The organism is Janthinobacterium sp. GMG1 (genome assembly GCF_034427795.1).
GTDB lineage: Bacteria > Pseudomonadota > Gammaproteobacteria > Burkholderiales > Burkholderiaceae_D > Janthinobacterium.
Genome location: NZ_JAXQNT010000001.1, coordinates 317,272 through 338,653, shown reverse-complemented (window position 1 = coordinate 338,653; position 21,382 = coordinate 317,272). Strand labels below are relative to the sequence as shown.

Below are 21,382 nucleotides of genomic sequence, written 5' to 3'. Positions count from 1 at the left end.
AGCAGCCATCATGCCATGTAATCCTGGAAACTCAAGCGCCGCAACTACCGTTCAGCTCGCATCATGAAAAATGATGCCCAGGGTATGGCGCAAGCCCGAACGCAAACGCGACACGCCGTGGCGCATGTTCACGCGGTAACTGCCGCGCGTGCCGTTGACGGGACGCTGCGCGACGGGAAAGAGGACGGCGTCGCCCTGCGCCAGCGGCACGACCTCGGCGCGCGACTGCATGCGCGGGCGCTGCTCCGTCAGCACGAACTCGCCGCCCGTGAAATCGTCTTGCGGGCGCGACAACAGCACGGCCAGTTGCAGCGGAAACACGTGCTCGCCATACAGGTCCTGATGCAGGCAGTTGTAGTCACCCTCGCGGTAGCGCAACAGCAGGGGCGTGGGCCGGTTTTGCCCGGCAGCATGGCAGCGCGCGAGGAAATCGGCGTGGCTGGACGGAAAGCGGCTAGCGAGGCCCATGGCGGCGTGCCAGCGGTTGGCGATGACCGCCAAGGGGGAATACAAGCCCATGCGCAACGCGGCCACCAGGTCAGGCAGCGGATGGGCGAAATACTGGTATTCGCCCTGTCCAAAGCCATGGCGCTGCATCACCACCTTGCTGCGAAAGCGCGACGCATCGTCATACTGCGCCGCCAGCGCCACGCAGGCGTCCGCATTCAGCAAGCCCGGCACGACGGCGCAGCCGTATTGATTGAGATCATCCTCGATCTGCTGCCAATCCAGCGCCCTCATCGTTCGCCCTCGCGTTCCAGCAGCGCCTGCTTGCGTTCCACGCCCCAGCGGTAGCCGGACAGCGCGCCATCGTTTCGCACTACCCTGTGGCAGGGAATGGCGACGGCCAGCGCGTTCGCCGCGCAGGCGCCGGCCACGGCGCGCGCGCCTTGCGGGGCGCCGATGCGCCGCGCCAGCTCGGCATAGCTGACCGTGCTGCCGGCGGGAATCTCGCGCAAAGCTTGCCACACGCGCTGCTGGAACACCGTGCCACGCACGTCGAGCGGCAAATCCAGGCCGATAGCTGGCGCCTCGACCAGGCCGACGACTTGCGCCACCGTCTGTTCATAGTCTGCTTCCGCACCGCGCAGCTCGGCTTGCGGAAAACGGTCCTGCAAGTCGCGCAGCAGCACTTCCGGGTCGTCATCGATCAGAATCGCGCAAATGCCCTTGTCCGTGCTGGCCACGAGAATGGCGCCCAGCGAGCAGGCGCCGATGGCAAAGCGGATCACGGCGCCGCTGCCGCCGGCGCGAAAGGCGCCCGGCGTCATGCCCAGCAAGCCCGGCGTGGCGGCATACAGGCGGCCGCTGGAATTGAAGCCGGCCGCATATAGCGTTTCCGTGACGTTGCCCGCGCCCTGCAAGCCGGCCTTCAGGCGCTCGCCGCGCCGCGCCGCCGCGTACGCTTTCGGCGTGATGCCCGTGTGCGCCTTGAAGACGCGGTGAAAGTGAAAGCGGCTCATGCCGGCGGCCCTGGCAAGGCTGTCCAGGTCAGGCAGCTCGTCGCTGGCGTCGATCAAACGGCAGATGTCGGCCACGATGGCCGCCTGGCGCTGGGCCAGAGGCGGCAGGTGCGGCTTGCAGCGCAGGCAGGGACGAAAGCCGGCCGCTTCCGCCTGCTCGCAACTGGCGTGGAAAGCCACGTTGCGGCGCAAGGCGGGACGCGCGGCGCAGGATGGCCGGCAATACACGCCCGTCGTGCGCACCGAATAGTAAAAGACGCCGTCAGCGTCGGGCGCGCGCCGCTGCAGGGCATCCCAGCGTTCATCGTCGGTCAGGTAAGCGTGTTCCATGGCGAACTCCGTACAAGTCAATAACAAGTCACCAGCATAGCCAGCGCCCATGCGCACCACACTCCGGCGCTTGCTTTTGAATTCAAAAAGGCTGGCGGCAGGCATCGTGCTCGGTGCTAAAATCGGCCATCGCGCCTCCAGCCGGCGGCGCGCCCTGCCCGTGCCCCGGAGAAACCGCATTGGACGACCACACTACACAAGAAAATACGCCCATTTTCCAGCGCATCAAGGATTTTCTGCTGGCCGGCATCGCCGCCGGACGCTGGAAGGAAGGCGACGTGATTCCCTCCGAGCAAGCATTGGTAAAGCAATTCGGCGTCTCGCGCATGACGGTCAACCGTGCCGTGCGCGAACTGACCAGCGAGCAAGTGTTGACGCGACGCCAGGGTTCCGGCACCTACGTGGCGCAGCAAAAATACCAGGCGACCTTGTTGGAAATCAAGAGTATCGCCGATGAAGTGCGGGCGCGCGGACATATCCACCGCAGCAGCCTGCAATTGCTGGAACGTACCAAGGCCTCCGACTTGCTGGCCAAGCAATTCGGCCTGCCGCCGGAACACCCGCTGTTTCATTCGCTGATCGTGCATTTTGAAAACGGCGTGCCGATCCAGGTGGAAGACCGCTGGGTCAATCCCGAATGCGCGCCCGACTACATGACGCAGGATTTTTCCAGCATCACGCCGAACGAATACCTGATGGCCGCCGCGCCCCTGCAAGGCGCCACCTACAGCATCGAAGCGCTGTCGGCGCCGCGCGACATCGCCGAAATGCTGGCCATCGACACCAAACAGCCTTGCCTGGTGCTGCGCCGCCAGACGCGCTCGGGCGGCAAGATCGCCTCGATCGCCACCATGTGGCATCCCGGACACCGCTATCAGTTCGCCGGCAGCTTTACCTAAGAACACCTGGAAAAACCTACTGCGCGTCGCGCTTTGCGGCCTGTGATGCTCGCTGTGCTTCAGCACAGCTGCGCGTCTCGGCCACAAATCGCTGCCGCTCGCTACGGTTTTATCAGGTGTTCTACAGATCGCTGGATTCCGTAGCACGATTTCGCGCAAACTTTCTCACGAATTCTCACTAAATCGCGAAAAAAACAGCCATTTCGGGGCGAAAAAAATCCCGTTTTGGCCGTTTCTGAACTTAAATACTCCGAGTAAATATTCGATGCTATAGTTGCCGCCAGAAAGCGCCGCAGGCGTTTATTTGAGCGCGCCTCATGTACTGCCAGCCTAGTCCAATCACGCCCCAGAAAGGGATGCATTTGTCGTATTGCAGCCATACGAGTTTCGGCGCACCACGCCCACGGCGCCCTGCGCTGCGCCGGCTCGCGCGTACGATGCTGGCGGCAGGCATGGTGCTTTCGCTACCGGTGCAGGCGGCGGCGCACGGCATGGCGCCGGCATTGCTGTGGCCGTATGCTGCCGCCAGCGCCACCGCCCTGGCGGGACTGGCTTGCTGGCAAGCCTGGCGCTTGCGCCAGCAGTTGCACCGCCAACCCCAACCCGCGCAGGCCCAGGCCGAACAGGATGCCGTGCAAGCCTTGCGCGGCGCCACCATGGCCGGCTGGACCTGGCGGCGCCAGTCCGACCGGCTGCAGTTCGCGCCCCAGTACCAGGACGTCCTGGGCGACAAGCATGCCAGGCTCGACCATGCACTGGCCGACTGGCTGGCCGAAGTCCACCGCGACGACCGCGCGCGCCTGAGCCTTGCATTTCGCCAGCATCTGGAGGGCCAGACACCCGGCACCTTCAATTGCGAATTCCGTTTGCGCCACAGCGACGGCCACTGGCGCTGGCTGCTGGCGCGCGGTGCCGTCCTGTCGCGCGCCTCGGATGGCGCCGCCACGCAGGCCAGCGGCATCGTCTGCGATATCAGCGAACGCAAGCAGGACGAGCAATCGCGCATGCGCTCGATGCTGGAAGCGGCGCCCGAAGCCATGCTGGTGGCCGACGTCGAGGGCAAGGTGCATTACGCCAACCAGATCGGCGCGCGCTGTTTCGGCTATCCGCTGGCCGAATTGACGGGCATGTCGCTGGAGCAATTGGTACCGGAAAGCACGACCAGCCACTCCGTGAGCGATCCGCAAGGGCGGCACAGCCTGCCAGGCCGGGTAATGATGGCGCGCCGCCGCGACGGCACGCACTTCCCCGCCAAGGTCAGCCTGTCGCCGCTGCGCATGGCAGGGCAAGTGTTTTCCATCGTCTCGCTGCGCGACATGACGCAACGGCAACGCGCCGAGGAAGCGCTGCACGCCAGTTCGGAACGCTACCGCCTGATCGTGCAGACGGCCGCCGAAGGCATCTGGATGACGGATGCGAACGGCAAGACCACCTTCGTCAACCCGAAGATGGCGCACATGCTCGGTTACACGGTGCAGGAAATGCTGGGCCGTCCCCTGCTCGATTTCATGGACCGCGACAGCCAGTTGCTGATGCAGCGCCGCCTGGCCAGCCACGGCAGCTTCGCCAGCCAGCCGGACCAGGTCGATTTCCGCTTCTTCCGCAAGGATCAGTCCAGCCTGTGGGGCTTGCTGTCGAGCACCAGCATCCAGTCGGACAACGGCGAACCGGGCGGCACCCTGGCGATGATCACCGACATCACCGAACGGCGCCAGGCGTCGATCGCGCTGTCGAACTCAAGCCAGCGCATGGCCTCCGTGTTCGGCGCCGTGACGAATGGCCTGGTGGTGCAGGACAGCCACGGCCACATCCTGGAAAGCAATGCCGCCGCCGAGCGCATGCTGGCGGCCAGTCCGGCCGGCAACAGCCTGTGGCAAGCCATCCGCGAAGACGGCTCCGCCTTCGACCAGCGCAGCCATCCCGTGCACATCACCCTGTCGACGGGCGAAGCCATGCGCGACGTGCTGATGGGGGTGCAGCAGCCCGACGGCAGCCTGTCGTGGCTATCCGTGAATACCGAGGCCATCCGCGATGAATATGGCAAGGTGGGCATGGTGGTGGCCAGCCTGACGGACATCACGTATCACAAGCGCAGCGAGAGCGCCTTGCGCGAGCTCAATGAACATCTGGAAGAGCGCGTGGCGCAGCGCACGGAGCAGCTGGACCAGGCCAAGCAGGTGGCCGAAGAAGCGAGCCTGGCGAAGGGACAATTCCTGGCCAACATGAGCCATGAAATCCGCACGCCGATGAATGGCGTGATCGGCATGGCCTATCTGGCCCTGAAGACGGACCTGGAGCCGCGCCAGCGCGACTACCTGGAAAAAATCCGCTTTGCCGGCGAACACTTGCTGGGCATCATCGACGATATTCTCGACATCTCGAAAATCGAGGCGGGCAAGCTGGAAATCGAGCACGTCAACTTCAGTTTCGACCACGTCGTGCAAACCCTGATGACGGTGGTGGCGCCGCGCGCCGCCGGCAAGAACCTGGAACTGCTGTTCGAGATCGACCCGCAATTGCCCGCCGTGCTGGTGGGCGACCCGCTGCGCCTGGGGCAAGTGCTGATCAACTACGCCAATAACGCCATCAAGTTCAGCGAACAGGGCAGCATTACCGTGAAAGTGCGCAGGGTGGTGGCGGACGCGAAACACTGCCTGGTGCGCTTTGAAGTGTGCGACCACGGCATCGGCCTGTCGCAGGATGAAATGAGCAAACTCTTCCAGTCCTTCCAGCAAGCCGACACCTCCACCACGCGCGAATATGGCGGCACGGGCCTGGGCCTGGCCATCTGCAAGCAGCTGGCGCAGCTGATGGGCGGCGACGTGGGCGTCGACAGCCGTCCCGGCGCCGGCAGCACCTTCTGGTTCACGGCCAACCTGGGCATTTCCGACCAGGCCGCGCCCGCCATGCTCGACAGCATGGTGCAGACGGCGGCCGCCATGCGCGCCAGCGCCGACGCGGCCCTGGTGATGCGCACGCTCAAGCATGCGCGCATCCTGCTGGTGGAAGACAATACGTTCAACCAGCAAGTGGCGCTGGAATTGCTGGAGGAAGCGGGCGCCTCCGTCTGCCTGGCCAACAATGGCGAAGAAGCGCTCGACCTGCTGCGCCAGACCCAGTTCGACTGCGTGCTGATGGACGTGCAGATGCCGCTGATGGATGGCTTGCAGGCGACGCGCCACATCCGCGCCGACCCGCAGCTGGCGCACCTGCGCGTGCTGGCCATGACGGCCACGGCCACCAGCGAAGACCGCGTGCGCTGCCTGGAGGCGGGCATGGACGATTTCATTTCCAAGCCCATCCAGCCAGCCATGATGTACCAGACCATCGCCAGCTGGCTGCCGGCGCACGAAACGCCGCCGCCACCGGCGCGCAGCCGCGCCGCGCCCGCCTTCAAGACCACCTTGGCAGGCGACCCGCAAGTGATCGACCTGTCCATCCTGGCCAAATTGCTGGGCTACAACCCGGAAAAAGTGCGCAAGTTCGCCTTCAAGTTCCTGCAGACCACGCAGGATGGCTTTGGCGACATCGATGCGGCCCTGGCGCGCGGCGACGTGCACCAGGTGCGCGAACTGGGGCACCGCATCAAGTCGTCGGCGCGCACCGTGGGCGCCCTGGGGCTGGCCGAGCTGTGCCACAACCTGGAAACCCTGGCGCCGGGCGAACCGGACGACGAAGCAGAGCGGGCACGGCACATCGTCACGCGCCTGTGGCCCCTGCTGGAACAGATTACCGAACAAATCATGAATAACACCAGCTTTGCCAATGACGATTAGCTATCGCCAAATTGGGTTGCGGCAAGGTATCGGCATCGACAGCGATGCATATCAACAGAAAGACATGACGATGAACACTGTATCAAACCAAGCAAGCCGGGAACACAACGAAGCAGGCCTGGCGCCATTGCGCGTGCTGCTGCTGGACGACGACGTTTTCATGCTCGACGTGCTCAGCGACATGCTCGAGCAGATGGGCCAGTTCGACATCCGCTGCGAATCGCACAGCGAACAGGCGCTGTCGACCCTGAAGCAACACCAGCCCGACCTGCTGATCTGCGACCTGTCCATGCCTGACATCGACGGCATCGAATTTTTGCGCATGGCGGCGGAAAACGGCTTCCGCGGCGGCGTGGTCCTGTTGTCGGGCCTGCATTCGGCCGTGCGCCTGGCGGCCGAACGTCTGGCCATGGCCAACGGCCTGCATATATTGGGCACCTTCCGCAAGCCGATGGAAAGCGCGGAATTGCAGCTGATGGTGAACTTGCAACTGCAGCACACGGCGCGTCAGGCCAGCGTACAAGCCTGAGCGCGCAGGCCGGACGGGAGGGCGGACACGGCGCTGCAGGCCAGCAGGCATGCGGCTTTGCCGCCCTGCCGGCACGCATGGGGACGATATGCCTCAAGTTTTTCTGCAATAATCGCCACGCTTTGAAAAAATGGGTTATTATTTCAGCCATCCCCGCCTGCATACCTCTGGTCGCACCTTCCAAGACATTGAAGTCGTGCCCATTGTCCCCATCTTCTCACTGCATTCCAGGAAGCATGGATGGCGAACCAGCGTATGGTTAATTCCAGGCATTATTGATCCCACCCTCATTTGAGGAAAATATGAGCGAAAATATCAAACACATTAGCGATGCATCTTTTGAAGCAGACGTCCTGAAATCCGAGTTGCCAGTACTGGTCGACTTCTGGGCAGAATGGTGCGGTCCCTGCAAGGCCATCGCCCCGATCCTGGAAGAAGTGGCCAAGGAATACGCCGGCCGCATCCAGATCGCCAAGATGGACGTGGACGCCAACCAGGCAGTGCCTGCCAAGTTCGGCATCCGCGGCATCCCGACCCTGATCCTGTTCAAGGATGGTGTTGCGGCTGCTCAAAAAGTGGGCGCCATGGCCAAGGGCCAGTTGACCGCTTTCGTCGACAGCAACATTTAATGTATGATAGGCAGCGCTGCGCCCGCAGCGCCGCCTGACTGGAACGTCCGGGAAGCGGCTTTGCCTCATTCGTGCACAGCCTTCCCCAATAATTAATCAACGCCACGCAGTCCCCTCCCCTACCTTTACATCCCGTCTCGGGACACTCAACACATATGCATTTATCCGAACTAAAGGCCCTACACGTATCCGCCCTGCTTGAGATGGCGATCGGTCTTGACATTGACAACGCAGCCCGCTTGCGCAAACAGGAGCTGATGTTCGCTATCCTGAAAAAACGCGCCAAGTCCGGCGAACAGATTTTTGGCGACGGCGCCCTGGAAGTGCTGCCTGACGGCTTCGGCTTCCTGCGCTCGCCCGACGCCAGTTACATGGCGTCCACCGACGACATTTACATCTCCCCTTCGCAAATCCGCCGCTTCAATCTGCACACCGGCGATTCGATCGAAGGCGAGGTACGGACCCCGAAAGATGGCGAACGCTATTTCGCATTGGTCAAAGTCGACAAGGTCAACGGCGAATCGCCGGAGATGTCGAAACACCGCATCCTGTTTGAAAACCTGACGCCGCTGCACCCGAACGAGCCGCTGCGCCTGGAACGTGAAATGAATGGCCAGGAAAACATCACCGGCCGCATCATCGACCTGATCGCCCCGATCGGCAAAGGCCAGCGCGGCTTGCTGGTGGCGTCGCCGAAATCCGGTAAATCCGTGATCCTGCAGCACATCGCGCATGCGATCACGGCCAACCACCCGGACATCACCCTGATCGTGCTGCTGATCGACGAACGTCCGGAAGAAGTTACCGAAATGCAACGCTCCGTGCGCGGCGAAGTCGTCGCCTCGACCTTCGACGAACCGGCCACGCGCCACGTGCAAGTGGCCGAGATGGTGCTGGAAAAAGCCAAGCGCCTGGTCGAAATGAAAAAAGACGTGGTCATCCTGCTCGACTCGATCACCCGTCTGGCACGCGCCTACAACACCGTCATCCCTGCCTCGGGCAAGGTCCTGACCGGTGGTGTCGACGCGAACGCGCTGCAACGTCCAAAACGCTTCTTCGGCGCCGCGCGCAATATCGAAGAAGGCGGCTCGCTGACCATCATCGCCACGGCGCTGATCGAAACGGGTTCGCGCATGGATGACGTGATCTTTGAAGAATTCAAGGGTACCGGCAACATGGAAGTGCATCTGGAACGCCGCCTGGCTGAAAAACGTGTCTACCCGGCAATCAACCTGAACAAATCGGGTACCCGCCGCGAAGAACTGCTGATCAAGCCGAACGAACTGCAAAAAATCTGGATTTTGCGCAAGTTGCTGTATTCGATGGACGAGATCGAGGCGATGGAGTTCATTCTGGACAAGATGAAGGCAACGAAGAACAACGCAGAGTTTTTCGATATGATGAGACGCGGCGGCTGATTTTTGGGGTCAGACCCGACGGGTCTAGGCGACCCCGTCTGACCCCAGCCGTCCGCTGATCATCCCGCAAGGCCGCTCATTGAGCGGCTTTTTTATTGCCTGCGGCCCGAAAGCGCTATATAATCGACGGTTGCATTATTTTAAACCCTGGCAAGTGATCGGCAATCGGGTCAAGAAGCAGGACGACCGACGAAGTGCTGTTTGGCTACCAAACTAGAGAGAAGACCATGAAAGTCGATACCCATCCAGAATACCGCGAAGTTGTTTTCCACGATCTGTCGTGCGATTTCAAATTCGTCACCCGCTCGACCATCCAAACCCGCGAAAAAATCACCCACGACGGTAAAGAATACCCACTGGTGAAGATCGAGGTTTCGGCTGAATCGCACCCATTCTTCACGGGCAAGCACAAAATCGTCGATACCGCTGGTCGCGTCGAGAAGTTCCGTCAGAAGTTCGGTTCGGTTGGTTCGAAAACCGCAGTCGCAGCAGGCTGATTTTTGCCGCTTTGCGGCAAAAAAGGGCAGCTTCGGCTACCAGAGAAAAGGCAGCTACGGCTGCCTTTTTTGTCTTTGGCCGCTTTACTTTATACTCGCGCATACCCGACGCCATTCGTCGCGTCTTGCCACTATTCTGATACCGATTATCGATGAAGCCAGTCCGCCTTCCTGCCGCTGCCACACTCGCGCTGCCACGATGGGCCTTGTTTGCGCTTGGCCTGCTGTACATCCTGCCTGGCCTGATCGGCCGCGAACCGTGGAAGAACGATGATGCCGCCAGTTTCGGCATCATGTGGACCATGGCGCATGGCGGCCTGAACGACTGGCTGTGGCCCAACGTGGCCGGCCTGTCGCTGCCCGATGAAGGCCCGCTGGCCTTCTGGCTGGGCGCCATTTTCATCAAGCTGTTCGGCTGGATCGACGGCGACGTCTTTGGCGCGCGCATGTCGACCATCGGCATCTTCGTCGTCAGCACCCTGTCCGTCTGGTACACCGCTTTCAACCTGGGCCGCCGCAACGACGCCCAGCCTTTGCGCCTGGCCTTCGGCGGCCAGCCCGAGCCGGACGACTTCGGCCGCACCCTGGCCGATGCCGCCGTGCTCATCTACCTGGGTTGCCTGGGCCTGCTGCAGCACAGCCACGACATCACGGCCGAAGCGCTGTACGTGTCCCTGATGGCCTATCTGCTGTACCGCGCCGTGCGCTACATGGAAGGCCCGTCCGTGCGCAATGCGGCCCTGCTGGGCCTGGCGATGGGCGGCCTGACCCTGGCGCGCGGCTGGATCACGCCGGCGGCACTGAGCATCGCCTTGCTGCTGTGCACCATCTTCCTGCGCCTGCCCTTGCTGCGCAGCATACGCCACCTGGCGCTGACCATATTGATCGGCGTCGCGCTGACCCTCGTCTGGCTGCTGCCGGGCGAATGGCTGCAGCCGTACGGCCACTCGCCGCTGCAAGCGTGGATGGAATGGAATTGCCGCCAGTTCAGCGCCCCAAGCCTGAAAAGCGTGCAGTATTTCTTGCGTGTCGGCATCTGGTTCTTCTGGCCCGCGTGGCCGTTCGCCGCCTGGGCCGTGTATGCCTGGCGCCGTCAGCACCACGTGCTGCACATCGTCGTGCCGCTGACCTTTGTTGCCATGCTGGCCATCCTGGGCCTGTGCCATCCCGATCCCGACCCGAGCCAGCTGCTGCCGCTGCTGCCGCCGCTGGCCGTGATGGCCGCGTTCGGCCTGCTGACGATGAAACGGGGCGCCATCAACGCCATCGACTGGTTCTCCGTGATGGTGCTGACCATCTGCGCCCTCGCGCTGTGGCTGTTCTGGTTCGCCATCCTGACGGGCTGGCCGCCAAAACTGTCGCACAATGCCCTGAAACTGATGCCAGGCTTCAAGCCCGAGCTGGACTTGCTGGCCTTTTTCGTGGCCGCCTGCGCCAGCGCAGGCTGGGTGGCGCTGGTGCACTGGCGCATCTCGCGCCAGCCGGCCGTGCTGTGGCGCGCCGTGGTGCTGTCGTCCGGCGGCCTGATCCTGATCTGGGTGCTGATCATGACCTTGTTCCTGCCGCCGCTGAACTACAGCAAGAGCTACGCCAGCGTGGCGCACCAGATTTCCATCCACCTGCCGCCAGGCAGCAAGTGCATCAACAGCAACGTCGGCGCCGCTCAGCGCGCCTCGTTCGCCTACTTCGGCCACTTGCCATTTGCCAAGGTGGGGCAGCAGCAATGCGAGGTGTTCCTGTTGCAAGACAGCATCAAGGTGCCTGACAGCAAGGAGCAGCTGCCCGAGCACCACGGGGCGGACTGGATCAAGCTGTGGGAAGGGCGCCGTCCCACGGATGACGTGGAACGCTTCCGCCTGTACCAGCGCGTCAGGTAACACACGAAAAACCGGGCCTGTCCCGGTTTTTTCTTACCCGCAAAGCAAACTTCGAAAGCGGCAAAAGTGTTGCTTTTAAATATAGTTAATTATATAAATTGAACTAGAATTGTTTTTTAGATTATAATGATGGCTTGCGCGATGGCGGTGTCTTGCTTTCCCGCCCTATTCGTCCCCCCATTCACCATGAGATTGTCCATGAAATTATTTACTGCCCGCACCTTGCCGCTCATCAGCGCCGCCCTGTTCGCCTTCTCCTTCAGCGCCTCGGCCCAGGCGACCGTGATTGACCTCGGCGTCGCCAACGGCTACTCGGCCTTTATCTTCGGCAACATCGGCAGCAGCAACGCCAGTGGCTTCACCAGCGTCGGCGGCAGCCTGGCTGCTGGCGGCAATATCTACCTGGACAGCTACAGCGTCGGCTCGAACAAGAAGCCGGGCAGCGCAGTCAACACCTTGGTCGCAGGTAACAACCTGAACATCGGTAGCGGCACCATCAACGGTACGGGCGTGTATGGCGTGAGCAATGCCAACGGCAGCGTAACGGCGCCATCGTGGTACCCAACGGGCACCTTCAGCAAGGGCAATGCTTCCACCCTGGACTTCGCAGCTGCCCAGCAGCAACTGACGACCCTGTCGGGCGATGTGGCCAAGCTGCAATCGAACGGCACCGTGATCTCGCAATACGGCGGCTTCAAGCTGGTCGGCGATGTCAACGCCGACGTCAACGTCTTCACCATCGCGGCGAACGACCTGCATAACCTGACCCTGGACGTATCGTCGCTGAAAAGTACGGCCAGCATCATCATCAATGGCACAGCCACCAACATCACCATGAGCGGCGGCTTCGACAATTTCGGCAGCTTCGCCGACCGTACGCTGCTCAACTTCGCCAATGCCACCACCACCAACCTGAACAACGTCGGCATCAACGGCAGCATCCTGGCACCGAACAGCGCGTTTTCCGGTTCGGGCAGCATGAACGGCACGTTGATCGCCAATTCGGTCAGCTCGGTCAATTATGGCCATGTCTCGATGAACGGCGCAGGCTTCAACACGGTCAGCGTCTCGGCCGTGCCGGAACCAGGTACCTACGCCATGCTGCTGGCCGGCCTGGGCCTGCTCGCCTTCGTGCGCCGCCGCACGCCAGCGCGCGCACCACAAGTCGCGATGGCTTAAGCTTTACGCTGAATCAATGCAAGACACCGGGCCGCGCGAGCGTCCCGGTGTTTTTTTATGCGCTGGCGAAAAATTTATTCCACGCTCAAGCCCAGATCCGTCGCCACCTGCTTGCGCAACAGGTATTTCTGGATCTTGCCCGTCACCGTCATGGGGAATTCCTCGACGAAACGCACATAGCGGGGAATCTTGTAATAGGCGATCTGCCCATCGCAAAAGGCGCGGATGTCGTCGCTGGTGGCCTGCGTGCCAGGACGCAGGATGATACAGGCGCACAACTCTTCGCCATATTTGGCATCGGGCACGCCCACGCATTGCACGTCGAGCACGCTCGGGTGGCGGTACAGGAATTCCTCGACTTCGCGCGGATAGATGTTTTCGCCGCCGCGTATCACCATGTCTTTCGAGCGGCCGACGATGCTGCAAAAACCGTTGGCGTCGATGACGGCCAGGTCGCCAGTGTGCATCCAGCGCGCCGCATCGATGGCTTCGCTGGTCTTTTCCGGATCGCCCCAGTAGCCCTGCATCACGGAATAGCCGCGCGTGAGCAATTCGCCCTTCTCGCCGCGCGGCACGATGCGCTCTTCCGCATCGATGACTTTCACTTCCAGGTGCGGGTGGACACGGCCGATGGACGACACGCGCATTTCGCGCGGATCCTCGATCGCCGTCTGGAAGCTGACAGGCGACGTTTCCGTCATGCCATACGCAATCGTGATTTCCGCCATGTGCATCAATTCGATGACCCGCGTCATGACTTCCATCGGGCATGGCGAACCGGCCATGATACCGGTGCGCAACTGGGACAGATCGTATTGCTTGAAGTCAGGATGGTCGAGGATGGCGATGAACATGGTCGGCACGCCGTGCAGCCCCGTGCAGCGTTCGGCCTGCACGGTTTCCAGCACGGCTTTCGGATCGAAGCCTTCGCCGGGAAACACCATGGCCGCACCATGCGTGACGCAGGCCAGGTTGCCCAGCACCATGCCGAAGCAGTGGTACAGGGGCACGGGGATGCACAAGCGGTCCTGTTCGGTGAGGCGCATGGCTTCGCCGATGAAGAAACCGTTATTCAGGATATTGTGATGCGTCAAGGTGGCGCCTTTCGGCGCGCCCGTGGTGCCTGACGTGAACTGAATGTTGACGGCGTCGTCAAACTGCAAGCCAGCGCTCACTTCGGCCAGATGCGCCAAGTCGGTATCGGCAATGCCATCCATCAGGGCGTCGAAGTTGTGCATGCCTGGCGTGGCGGCCGCACCCAGGCGGATGACGTGGCGCAATTGCGGCAGGCGCGGCGACTGCAGGGCGCCCGCGCGCGAACGGGCGATTTCCGGCACCACGTCTTGCACGATGGCCAGGTAATCGCTGGACTTGAAGCTGGGCGACAGGATCAGCGCGCTGCATTGCACCTTGTCGAGCACGTATTCGAGTTCCGAGCGCCGGTAGGCGGGGTTGATGTTGACCATGATCAAGCCGGCTTTCGCCGTGGCAAACTGCGTCAGCACCCATTCGGCGCAGTTTTGCGACCAGATGCCGACCCGGTCGCCCGGCTGCAAGCCCAGTTTCAGCAAGCCAGCGGCCAGGCGGTGCACGCGTTGATGGAACTCCAGATACGTCCAGCGCACGTTCTGGTGCGCGACGATCAGGGCGTCGTGCTGGCCGTAGCGGGCGGCGATGCCGTCCAGGTAGGCGCCGATGGTAGCACCGATCAACGGCGTCTCGTGGGCGCCGTGTACATAACTCATTGCTTGCATGCTGTCTCCAGGGTGTGTGGCGCGACGCGCTCTTGTTATCGTCTTCGATGCAGAAAATTATAGCCGCAACCGCCCCCGCCCTGGGTCAGCTTGCTGTAATGTGCAGGCCAGTACACCAGACACTCACGGCACCATGACAGGCACCACGCAGCACCCGCTCGAACAGGGCTTCATCCTGACCCGCCACTGGCGCGACACGCGCGACGGCACGGAAGTCGATTTCTGGCTGGCAACGGATGCCGGTCCCCGCCACGTGCGCCTGCCCGTGCAGACGGCCGTCGCCTTCCTTCCCATGGAGCAACAGGAACAGGCGCAACAGCTGCTGCGCGGCGAGCGCCATGCGGAGCTGCGTCCCCTGTCGCTGTGCGATTTCCACCATCGCCCCGTGCTGGGGCTGTACTGCAAGCAATACCGGCACTTGCTGAAGCTGGAAAAGCAGTTGCGCGCCCACGGCGTCGACGTCTACGAAGCCGACATCCGCCCACCCGAGCGCTACCTGATGGAGCGTTTCATCACGGCGCCGGTGACGTTCAGCGGAGAAACACTGCAGGAAGTGCAGCTGAAACCTGCACCCGGCTATCGCCCCACATTACAACTTGTGTCGCTCGATATCGAGACGACGGCGCATGGCGAGCTGTATTCGCTGGCGCTGGAAGGCTGCGGCCAGCGCCAGGTGTACATGCTGGGGCCGCCAAACGGTGGCGATGACGCCTTGGATTTCGACCTCGAATACTGCGACAGCCGCGCACAGATCCTCGAACGCCTGAATACGTGGATGGAGCGCCACGATCCGGATGCCATCATCGGCTGGAACCTGGTGCAGTTCGACTTGCGCGTGCTCAAGGAACATGCCGAACGCTATCAAGTACCGTTGAAGCTGGGACGCGGCGGCGCCGTGATGGAATGGCGCGAACATGGCGGCAAGCAGGAACACTATTTTGCGGCCGCGGCGGGCCGTCTGATCATCGACGGCATCGAAGCCTTGAAGTCGGCGACGTGGAATTTTTCCTCGTTCAGCCTGGAAAACGTGGCGCAAACCTTGCTGGGCGAAGGCAAGTCCATCGACAATCCCTACCAGCGCATGGCCGAGATCGACCGGCGCTTCCGCGAAGACAAACCCGCGCTGGCCCGCTACAACCTCAAGGATTGCGAACTGGTCACGCGCATCTTCGCCAAGACCGAGCTGCTGACCTTCTTGCTGGAACGGGCCAGCGTGACGGGCCTGGCGGCCGACCGCAGCGGCGGCTCCGTGGCCGCCTTCGAGCACCTGTACTTGCCGCTGATGCACCGGCAAGGCTACGTGGCACCCAACCTGGGCGATATTTCCGGCGAAAACAGCCCCGGCGGCTTCGTCATGGATTCGCAGTCGGGCTTGTACGATTCCGTGCTCGTGCTCGACTATAAAAGCCTGTACCCGTCCATCATCCGCACTTTCCTGATCGACCCAGTCGGGCTTGTGGTGGGCACCAGCGGCGATGAAGCCGATACCGTGCCCGGCTACCGGGGTGCGCAGTTTTCGCGTGTGAAACATTGCCTGCCAGCTATCGTGGAACAGGTGTGGCAAGGGCGCGAGATGGCCAAGCGCGAGCGCAATGCACCGCTGTCGCAAGCGTTAAAAATCATCATGAACGCGTTTTATGGCGTGCTCGGGTCCAGCGGCTGCCGCTTTTTCGATCCGCGCCTGGCCTCGTCGATCACCTTGCGCGGCCACGACATCATGCACTGCACGCGCGAACTGATCACCGAACAGGGGTATCAAGTGATCTATGGCGACACGGATTCCACGTTTGTGTGGCTCAAAACGGCGCATACGGATGAAGAGGCGGGCAAGATCGGCCGCGCCCTGGTGGCGCATGTGAATGCCTGGTGGAATACCTATCTGCGCGAGGAGTTCGGCCTGGAAAATGCGCTGGAGCTGGAATTCGAGACGCATTACCGGCGTTTCCTGATGCCCACCATCCGCGGCTCGGAGGAAGGCAGCAAGAAACGCTACGCGGGCCTGGTGAGCAAGCCCGACGGCAGCGAACAGATGGTCTACAAGGGCCTGGAAACCGTGCGCAGTGACTGGACGCCGCTGGCGCAGCAATTCCAGCAAGCCTTGTATCTGCGCATCTTCCAGCGCGCCGCCTACCAGGACTATGTGCGCGACTACGTGGCGCGCACCGTGCGCGGCGAATTCGATGCCTTGTTGGTCTACCGCAAGCGCTTGCGCCGCCCGCTCGGCGATTACCAGCGCAACGTGCCGCCCCATGTGCGCGCGGCGCGCACGGCCGACGCCTACAATCTGGCGCAGGGCCGGCCGCTGCAATACCAGAACGGCGGCTGGATCAGCTATGTCATCACGGTGGCGGGGCCGGAGCCGCTGGAAACGCAGCGCTCGCCCATCGACTACCACCACTACCTGACGCGCCAGCTGCAACCGGTGGCCGACGCGATCCTGCCCTTCCTGGGCGATGATTTTTCACGGCTTGTATCGGGCCAGCAGGATTTGTTTTAGATCAATTTTGCTGACCAGCATGGCCAAGCTGGGGTAATATCGGCGCCTGCCGGGCCAGTCCGCGGGCGCTGTGCGCCGCGGCAGCGTAAAATACGCCATGGCGAAAGAATAAGAGCTGTTCCAAAGAAGAAGATGCCGCTCCAGACGAGAATCGTTCGCAAGATGATTGTCGCCACTGAAAGGGCGCATAATTTATCACTATGTTGAACCAGCAGGCTGTGCGGTATGCGCCTCCCCTGCTATTTTTTGAATGAATTGATACCATGACCGAGATCACGTCCTTAAGAGACATCCCGCAAAAAAATATCTTCCGCAAGGGCGACACCTTTGTGCTGTTCGGCGAGCTGTTCGGCCGCGGCTATGTGAATGGCTTGCTGGACGAAGCGCGCAAGGCGGGCATGAATATCGTCGGCATGACGGTCGGCCGCCGCGATGAAAACATGGCGCTGCGCCCGCTGAACGCGGAAGAGCTGGCCGAAGCCGAAGCCAACCTGGGCGGCCGCATCATCAATGTGCCGCTGATGGCCGGTTTCGACCTCGACGCGCCAGCCGGCGAACCGACGCCGACGGCCCTGCTGGCCGACATGACCCTGAAAAGCTGGCAGGAAGACAAGCTGGACTGGGCGCAGATCGAACGCTGCCGCGAAGCCGGCATTGCCCGCTTCAGCGCTTCCGTGGCGAAAGCCATGGCCGAGCTGGACAGCCTGATTCCTGACGGCAGCAACGTGTATTTCGCCCACACCATGGCTGGCGGCATTCCGAAAGTCAAAGTCTTCCTGGCCATCGCCAACCGCATCTATAAAGGCCGCGGCGAGCGCTTCATGTCCTCGCGCGCCTTGCTCGACAGCGACCTGGGTAAATTGATCCTGATGAACTTCGACGAAGTCACGGCCAACACCCTGCAGCACCTGATCGACGGCAGCGCCGCCATCCGCGCCCGCATCGAACAAACGGGCGGCCAGGTGCGCTACAGCGCCTACGGCTACCACGGCACCGAGATCTTGATCGACGGCAAGTACCAGTGGCAAACCTACAGCAACTACACCCAGGGCCTGGCCAAGATGCGCCTGGAAAACGTGGCCAAGGCCGCGTGGGACAAGGGCATCAAGGCCACCGTCTTCAATTGCCCGGAAATCCGCACGAACTCGTCCGACATTTTCGTTGGCGTGGAACTGTCGCTGTTCCCCCTGCTCGACGCGCTGAAAAAAGAAGGCGGCGCAGCCTGGGCCGAAGAGCAATGGAAAACCTGCCAGGGCTTGCTGGAAGACGGCGTCTCGCTGCAAGACTTGCTCGACCGTATCGCCGCCTACAACGGCGACGCCACCAGCGTGCAGTTCCGCAACTTCGCCGCCTGGCCGATGGACAACACGCCGGAACTGGCCGACGTCATGATCGGCACCTCGGACGACATCACCAAGCTGCACAAGGACCGCAAGGAACTGATCACCGACCACCTGAGCTCGCTGGTCCTGGAAGGCACGGGCCCGCTGATGTTCCACGCCATGTCGGAACCGCAAGCGCCCGTCGTCTGGCTCAACCACGACATCATCGCGCGCCAGCTGAACTCCGTGCATAACTGAATCGCACGACGCCCGGCAAATGCGCTAAACAGTATGTAAAGCGAAAAACTTGCCGGATCACGATAAATCAGTGATAATGCGTCTCGCGTTGCCGGGATGGCGGAATAGGTAGACGCACGGGACTCAAAATCCCGCGCTGGAAACAGCGTGCCGGTTCGATTCCGGCTCCCGGCACCACCAGACAAATCGAAGAAGTACCGATAAAGCCATTAAATCCAATAAAATCAAGGATTTAGTGGCTTTTTTCTTGTCCGAACACTCCATACACATCCCCCTAAAAGCTGAAAAGCGTTACACCACGATTACGCCTAATGGAACGATCATGGCATCGATCAAACGATGTTCAGGTGGCTGGCGCGCGGAAGTCACCATGCTCGACACCTGCAGATCAGAGACATTCAGGATAAAATCCGCCCTTTTTCAATATCATAAAAATTGAACTTTCAACCTTCGCCAGCTTGATTTGAATCATCTTAAAATAGCTACCATAATTGATTTTCCCACAACAGAATTACTGAAAATATCTTGTCAAGACGTAGGTCTCGCTTAAAACAACTCTCTCCGCTTCTCAATCGCAGCGATGGCAGCCGGTGCTTTCCCTACGACCTGAGCTATCTATGTAATCCTCATGAAATTATTGTGAATTTATGATGCAGAGAACCGGTTGCTGCGCAACGCAGCAGAATGCCAATTATGGCAGTCAGAATCATAATAGTTTATTGTGCTCACCTAGGAACACCTTGACAGGATTCTCTCTTCTCTTATACCTATCTCAGAAATTGCTGAGGTATTATGATGGAGCTTACATATCTCAAGGCAAGAAATGAAATTAGTATCATTGGCAGAGTTATTTTCACTCCATAATTTTGAAACACCAGATTATCAGCGCGGGTACGCGTGGCAAGATCAAAACGTGCTTGAGTTCTGGTCGGATCTGGAATGTATTGCGGGGAACAATCCACGCCATTTCATGGGCACCTTAATTCTTGAGGTTGTCGGAAGTGGAAAAAGCGCACTGGTGGTCGATGGCCAGCAGAGATTGACGACGACGATATTGCTGATTTCAGCGCTCGCCGATGCACTTTGTGCCAGCAAGCTTTCTAGAGAAGCACAACAGGTGCGAACCTGCTTCCTCGGATCCGCCGACCGACCGAAATTCAAGTATGGAAGCACGCATGACGCGTGGCCCTACCTGGCCTTTCACGTTTTCAAAGATCCTGCGTATATCGCGCGTGCGGCGAAATTCGACAGCGCCTATACCCAAAATCTGTCAGGTGCCTTGGAATCCCTTAGAGAGAGAGTTAATAGCCTTTCGCCTGCCGGACTCGTACAACTCCGTGACAAGATAGAAAACAAGCTCCTGTTTAACGTTGTCCAGGTCGACCCTGCGCAGTTCAATATTCACGTCGCCTTTGAGTCGATCAATCATCGGGGCCGCAGCCTGACCCGCCTCGAATTACTGAAAAACCGGCTGATTTACCTGACGACCATGATTCGTAGCCCAAACGTTGATGCCGAGGCCGGTGAACTATACCGAGCAGGGCTGAGGAAGGCTGTCAACTCGACTTGGAGCGATATCTACAATTGGCTTGGGCGCTGCGGCAAGACACCGCTAGATGAAGACGGTTTCCTTCGAAACCATAGCCTTGTATATTTCAAAGCTGACACTTCCGAGGGCGCATGGCTCGAAAATCTGCTTTTCAAGATCCAATTCAGTATCGCCAACGCTACTGGTGGCACACTCACTGGTGAAGAATTAACAAGATATCTAAACAGTATGCGGCTCGCTGCGCTCCTTTGGTCACACATTCGTCGCCCCCGCGATATGCCAGCACAACAGTTGCTTTGGCTGGAGCGAATCGAACATGTTCACCGACCTATATTTGACCCGATTATCCTTGCCGCTTACATGCGCATGGTCGAGGGAAAACACACAGCGATTGATTTACGCAAGACCGAGGGCCAGGACAAGCAGCTTGTAGAATTGTTGATCCAGATCGAACGATTTATTGTGTTGATCTATTTGGTCAGTGGCCGACGCGGCCATACCGGCCGCAAAGATTTCTACCGGCTAGCCCATCTGTTATACAAAGGAACTTTGCGTGACGACGGTGTATCAATGGATATTGCAGAGTCCCTTACTTACGCGGCCCGATACGTGAACGCATGTGTGGACAATTTCGGGCCGTTGATGAACGGCGAATGGACTTATGAAGACGCCGAATTCAACTGGCATGGTTGGATCAATATTGAAGCCTTCGCGATACAAATCAAGCGCGAATTGCAAGCGGGTGACGGCTACTACGGACTTCCACTGACCAAAGTGCTCCTATACGAGTACGAGGATCACTTGCGCAGCACGCACAAAGGGGACCGCAAGGTCAAATGGGAATCGGTCGCCAACGAGACCATCGAACATATTTACCCTCAAGACTCGACGCAGTGGGTGACGTTTAATGAAAAGCTGGGCACACGCAACAAGAAGGGGAAACGCAACAGCTATTGTCATTCGCTGGGGAATCTACTGCTTCTGTCAAGAGCCAAAAACTCTTCGCTTCAGAACAACCCGTATAAAGGCAAACAAGATGACAAAGCGAAGCGACCACGCTTTGCGAACGGGAGCTTCTCTGAGACTGAAGTCGCGAGCACGTACTCGGACTGGCTGCCCTTGCATATCGAAAAGCGAGGTCAAAAGCTGTTACGTTTTTTAGAACAACGATGGAATTTTTCGTTTTCGAAATGGGATATTGACAACCTCAAGCAAATCCTCGTGTTTGACAAGGATTGAACCAGTCCAAAATCCGGTGTTAAGCATCCAGTCAGTGAGTCGCCCCGAATCGCATCAAGTTGACTCACGTCAATTATCTTGGCCGGCCAAGATAATTGACGTTTTCCTTCAGGTTACATTAGACACCTTTTCGCAGCACCAGTGTGCTTCAAAGCATGCTAATAGC

At 60.2% G+C, this 21,382-nt stretch carries 14 protein-coding genes and 1 tRNA gene; 12 read left to right on the top strand and 3 right to left on the bottom strand.

The window, feature by feature from the left end; all coding sequences use genetic code 11:
• Positions 1 to 51: 51 nt before the first annotated feature.
• Together SJI03_RS01585 and ada are read right to left on the bottom strand one after the other, a co-directional pair.
• The gene (locus tag SJI03_RS01585) at positions 52 to 741 is read right to left on the bottom strand and encodes a 2OG-Fe(II) oxygenase (protein WP_322426033.1); all 690 of its coding nucleotides are present in this window, start codon (positions 739 to 741) and stop codon (positions 52 to 54) included.
• Complete coding sequence (ada, locus tag SJI03_RS01580; RefSeq protein WP_322426032.1) at positions 738 to 1,793, bottom strand: bifunctional DNA-binding transcriptional regulator/O6-methylguanine-DNA methyltransferase Ada; 1,056 nt, start codon at positions 1,791 to 1,793, stop codon at positions 738 to 740. The genes SJI03_RS01585 and ada overlap by 4 nt, the downstream gene beginning before the upstream one ends.
• A gap of 179 nt (positions 1,794 to 1,972) precedes the next feature.
• Here ada and hutC point away from each other — a divergent pair, with 179 nt between their 5' ends.
• The 8 genes from hutC to SJI03_RS01540 all read left to right on the top strand — a co-directional run bounded on the left by hutC (position 1,973) and on the right by SJI03_RS01540 (position 12,597).
• Positions 1,973 to 2,692, top strand: a complete 720-nt coding sequence (gene hutC / locus SJI03_RS01575) for a histidine utilization repressor (RefSeq protein ID WP_077408630.1) — start codon at positions 1,973 to 1,975, stop codon at positions 2,690 to 2,692.
• Between the two features lie 452 nt (positions 2,693 to 3,144).
• Positions 3,145 to 6,468 (top strand): PAS domain S-box protein, encoded by a 3,324-nt coding sequence (locus SJI03_RS01570; RefSeq protein ID WP_322426031.1) that lies wholly within the window; start codon positions 3,145 to 3,147, stop codon positions 6,466 to 6,468.
• Between the two features lie 70 nt (positions 6,469 to 6,538).
• Positions 6,539 to 6,997: a response regulator gene (locus tag SJI03_RS01565; RefSeq protein ID WP_099376684.1), complete on the top strand. Its 459-nt coding sequence runs from the start codon at positions 6,539 to 6,541 to the stop codon at positions 6,995 to 6,997.
• A gap of 302 nt (positions 6,998 to 7,299) precedes the next feature.
• Positions 7,300 to 7,626 (top strand): thioredoxin TrxA, encoded by a 327-nt coding sequence (trxA, locus tag SJI03_RS01560; protein WP_034780502.1) that lies wholly within the window; start codon positions 7,300 to 7,302, stop codon positions 7,624 to 7,626.
• A gap of 155 nt (positions 7,627 to 7,781) precedes the next feature.
• Positions 7,782 to 9,044: a transcription termination factor Rho gene (gene rho / locus SJI03_RS01555; protein ID WP_034746249.1), complete on the top strand. Its 1,263-nt coding sequence runs from the start codon at positions 7,782 to 7,784 to the stop codon at positions 9,042 to 9,044.
• Positions 9,045 to 9,271: 227 nt separating this feature from the next.
• Positions 9,272 to 9,541 (top strand): type B 50S ribosomal protein L31, encoded by a 270-nt coding sequence (locus tag SJI03_RS01550; protein WP_034746247.1) that lies wholly within the window; start codon positions 9,272 to 9,274, stop codon positions 9,539 to 9,541.
• 152 nt (positions 9,542 to 9,693) lie between these two features.
• A complete protein-coding gene (locus SJI03_RS01545; RefSeq protein ID WP_322426030.1) occupies positions 9,694 to 11,418 on the top strand; it encodes a glycosyltransferase in 1,725 nt (574 codons plus the stop codon).
• A gap of 198 nt (positions 11,419 to 11,616) precedes the next feature.
• Positions 11,617 to 12,597, top strand: coding sequence for a choice-of-anchor A family protein (locus SJI03_RS01540; RefSeq protein WP_099376416.1), 981 nt, complete (start codon positions 11,617 to 11,619; stop codon positions 12,595 to 12,597).
• Positions 12,598 to 12,671: 74 nt separating this feature from the next.
• Here the strand turns inward: SJI03_RS01540 and SJI03_RS01535 are convergent, their stop codons facing one another.
• On the bottom strand, positions 12,672 to 14,351 hold the full coding sequence (locus SJI03_RS01535) for an AMP-binding protein (RefSeq protein WP_322426029.1): 1,680 nt from the start codon (positions 14,349 to 14,351) through the stop codon (positions 12,672 to 12,674).
• Positions 14,352 to 14,484: 133 nt separating this feature from the next.
• On the opposite strand from SJI03_RS01535, the gene SJI03_RS01530 reads away from it, so the two are divergent.
• The 4 genes from SJI03_RS01530 to SJI03_RS01515 all read left to right on the top strand — a co-directional run bounded on the left by SJI03_RS01530 (position 14,485) and on the right by SJI03_RS01515 (position 21,216).
• The gene (locus SJI03_RS01530; RefSeq protein ID WP_322426028.1) at positions 14,485 to 16,848 is read left to right on the top strand and encodes a DNA polymerase II; all 2,364 of its coding nucleotides are present in this window, start codon (positions 14,485 to 14,487) and stop codon (positions 16,846 to 16,848) included.
• 263 nt (positions 16,849 to 17,111) lie between these two features.
• Positions 17,112 to 18,428, top strand: coding sequence for an enoyl ACP reductase FabMG family protein (locus tag SJI03_RS01525; protein WP_322426027.1), 1,317 nt, complete (start codon positions 17,112 to 17,114; stop codon positions 18,426 to 18,428).
• 90 nt (positions 18,429 to 18,518) lie between these two features.
• Positions 18,519 to 18,605, top strand: a tRNA-Leu gene (locus SJI03_RS01520).
• 646 nt (positions 18,606 to 19,251) lie between these two features.
• The gene (locus tag SJI03_RS01515) at positions 19,252 to 21,216 is read left to right on the top strand and encodes a DUF262 domain-containing HNH endonuclease family protein (protein WP_322426026.1); all 1,965 of its coding nucleotides are present in this window, start codon (positions 19,252 to 19,254) and stop codon (positions 21,214 to 21,216) included.
• The last annotated feature ends 166 nt before the right edge of the window (positions 21,217 to 21,382 follow it).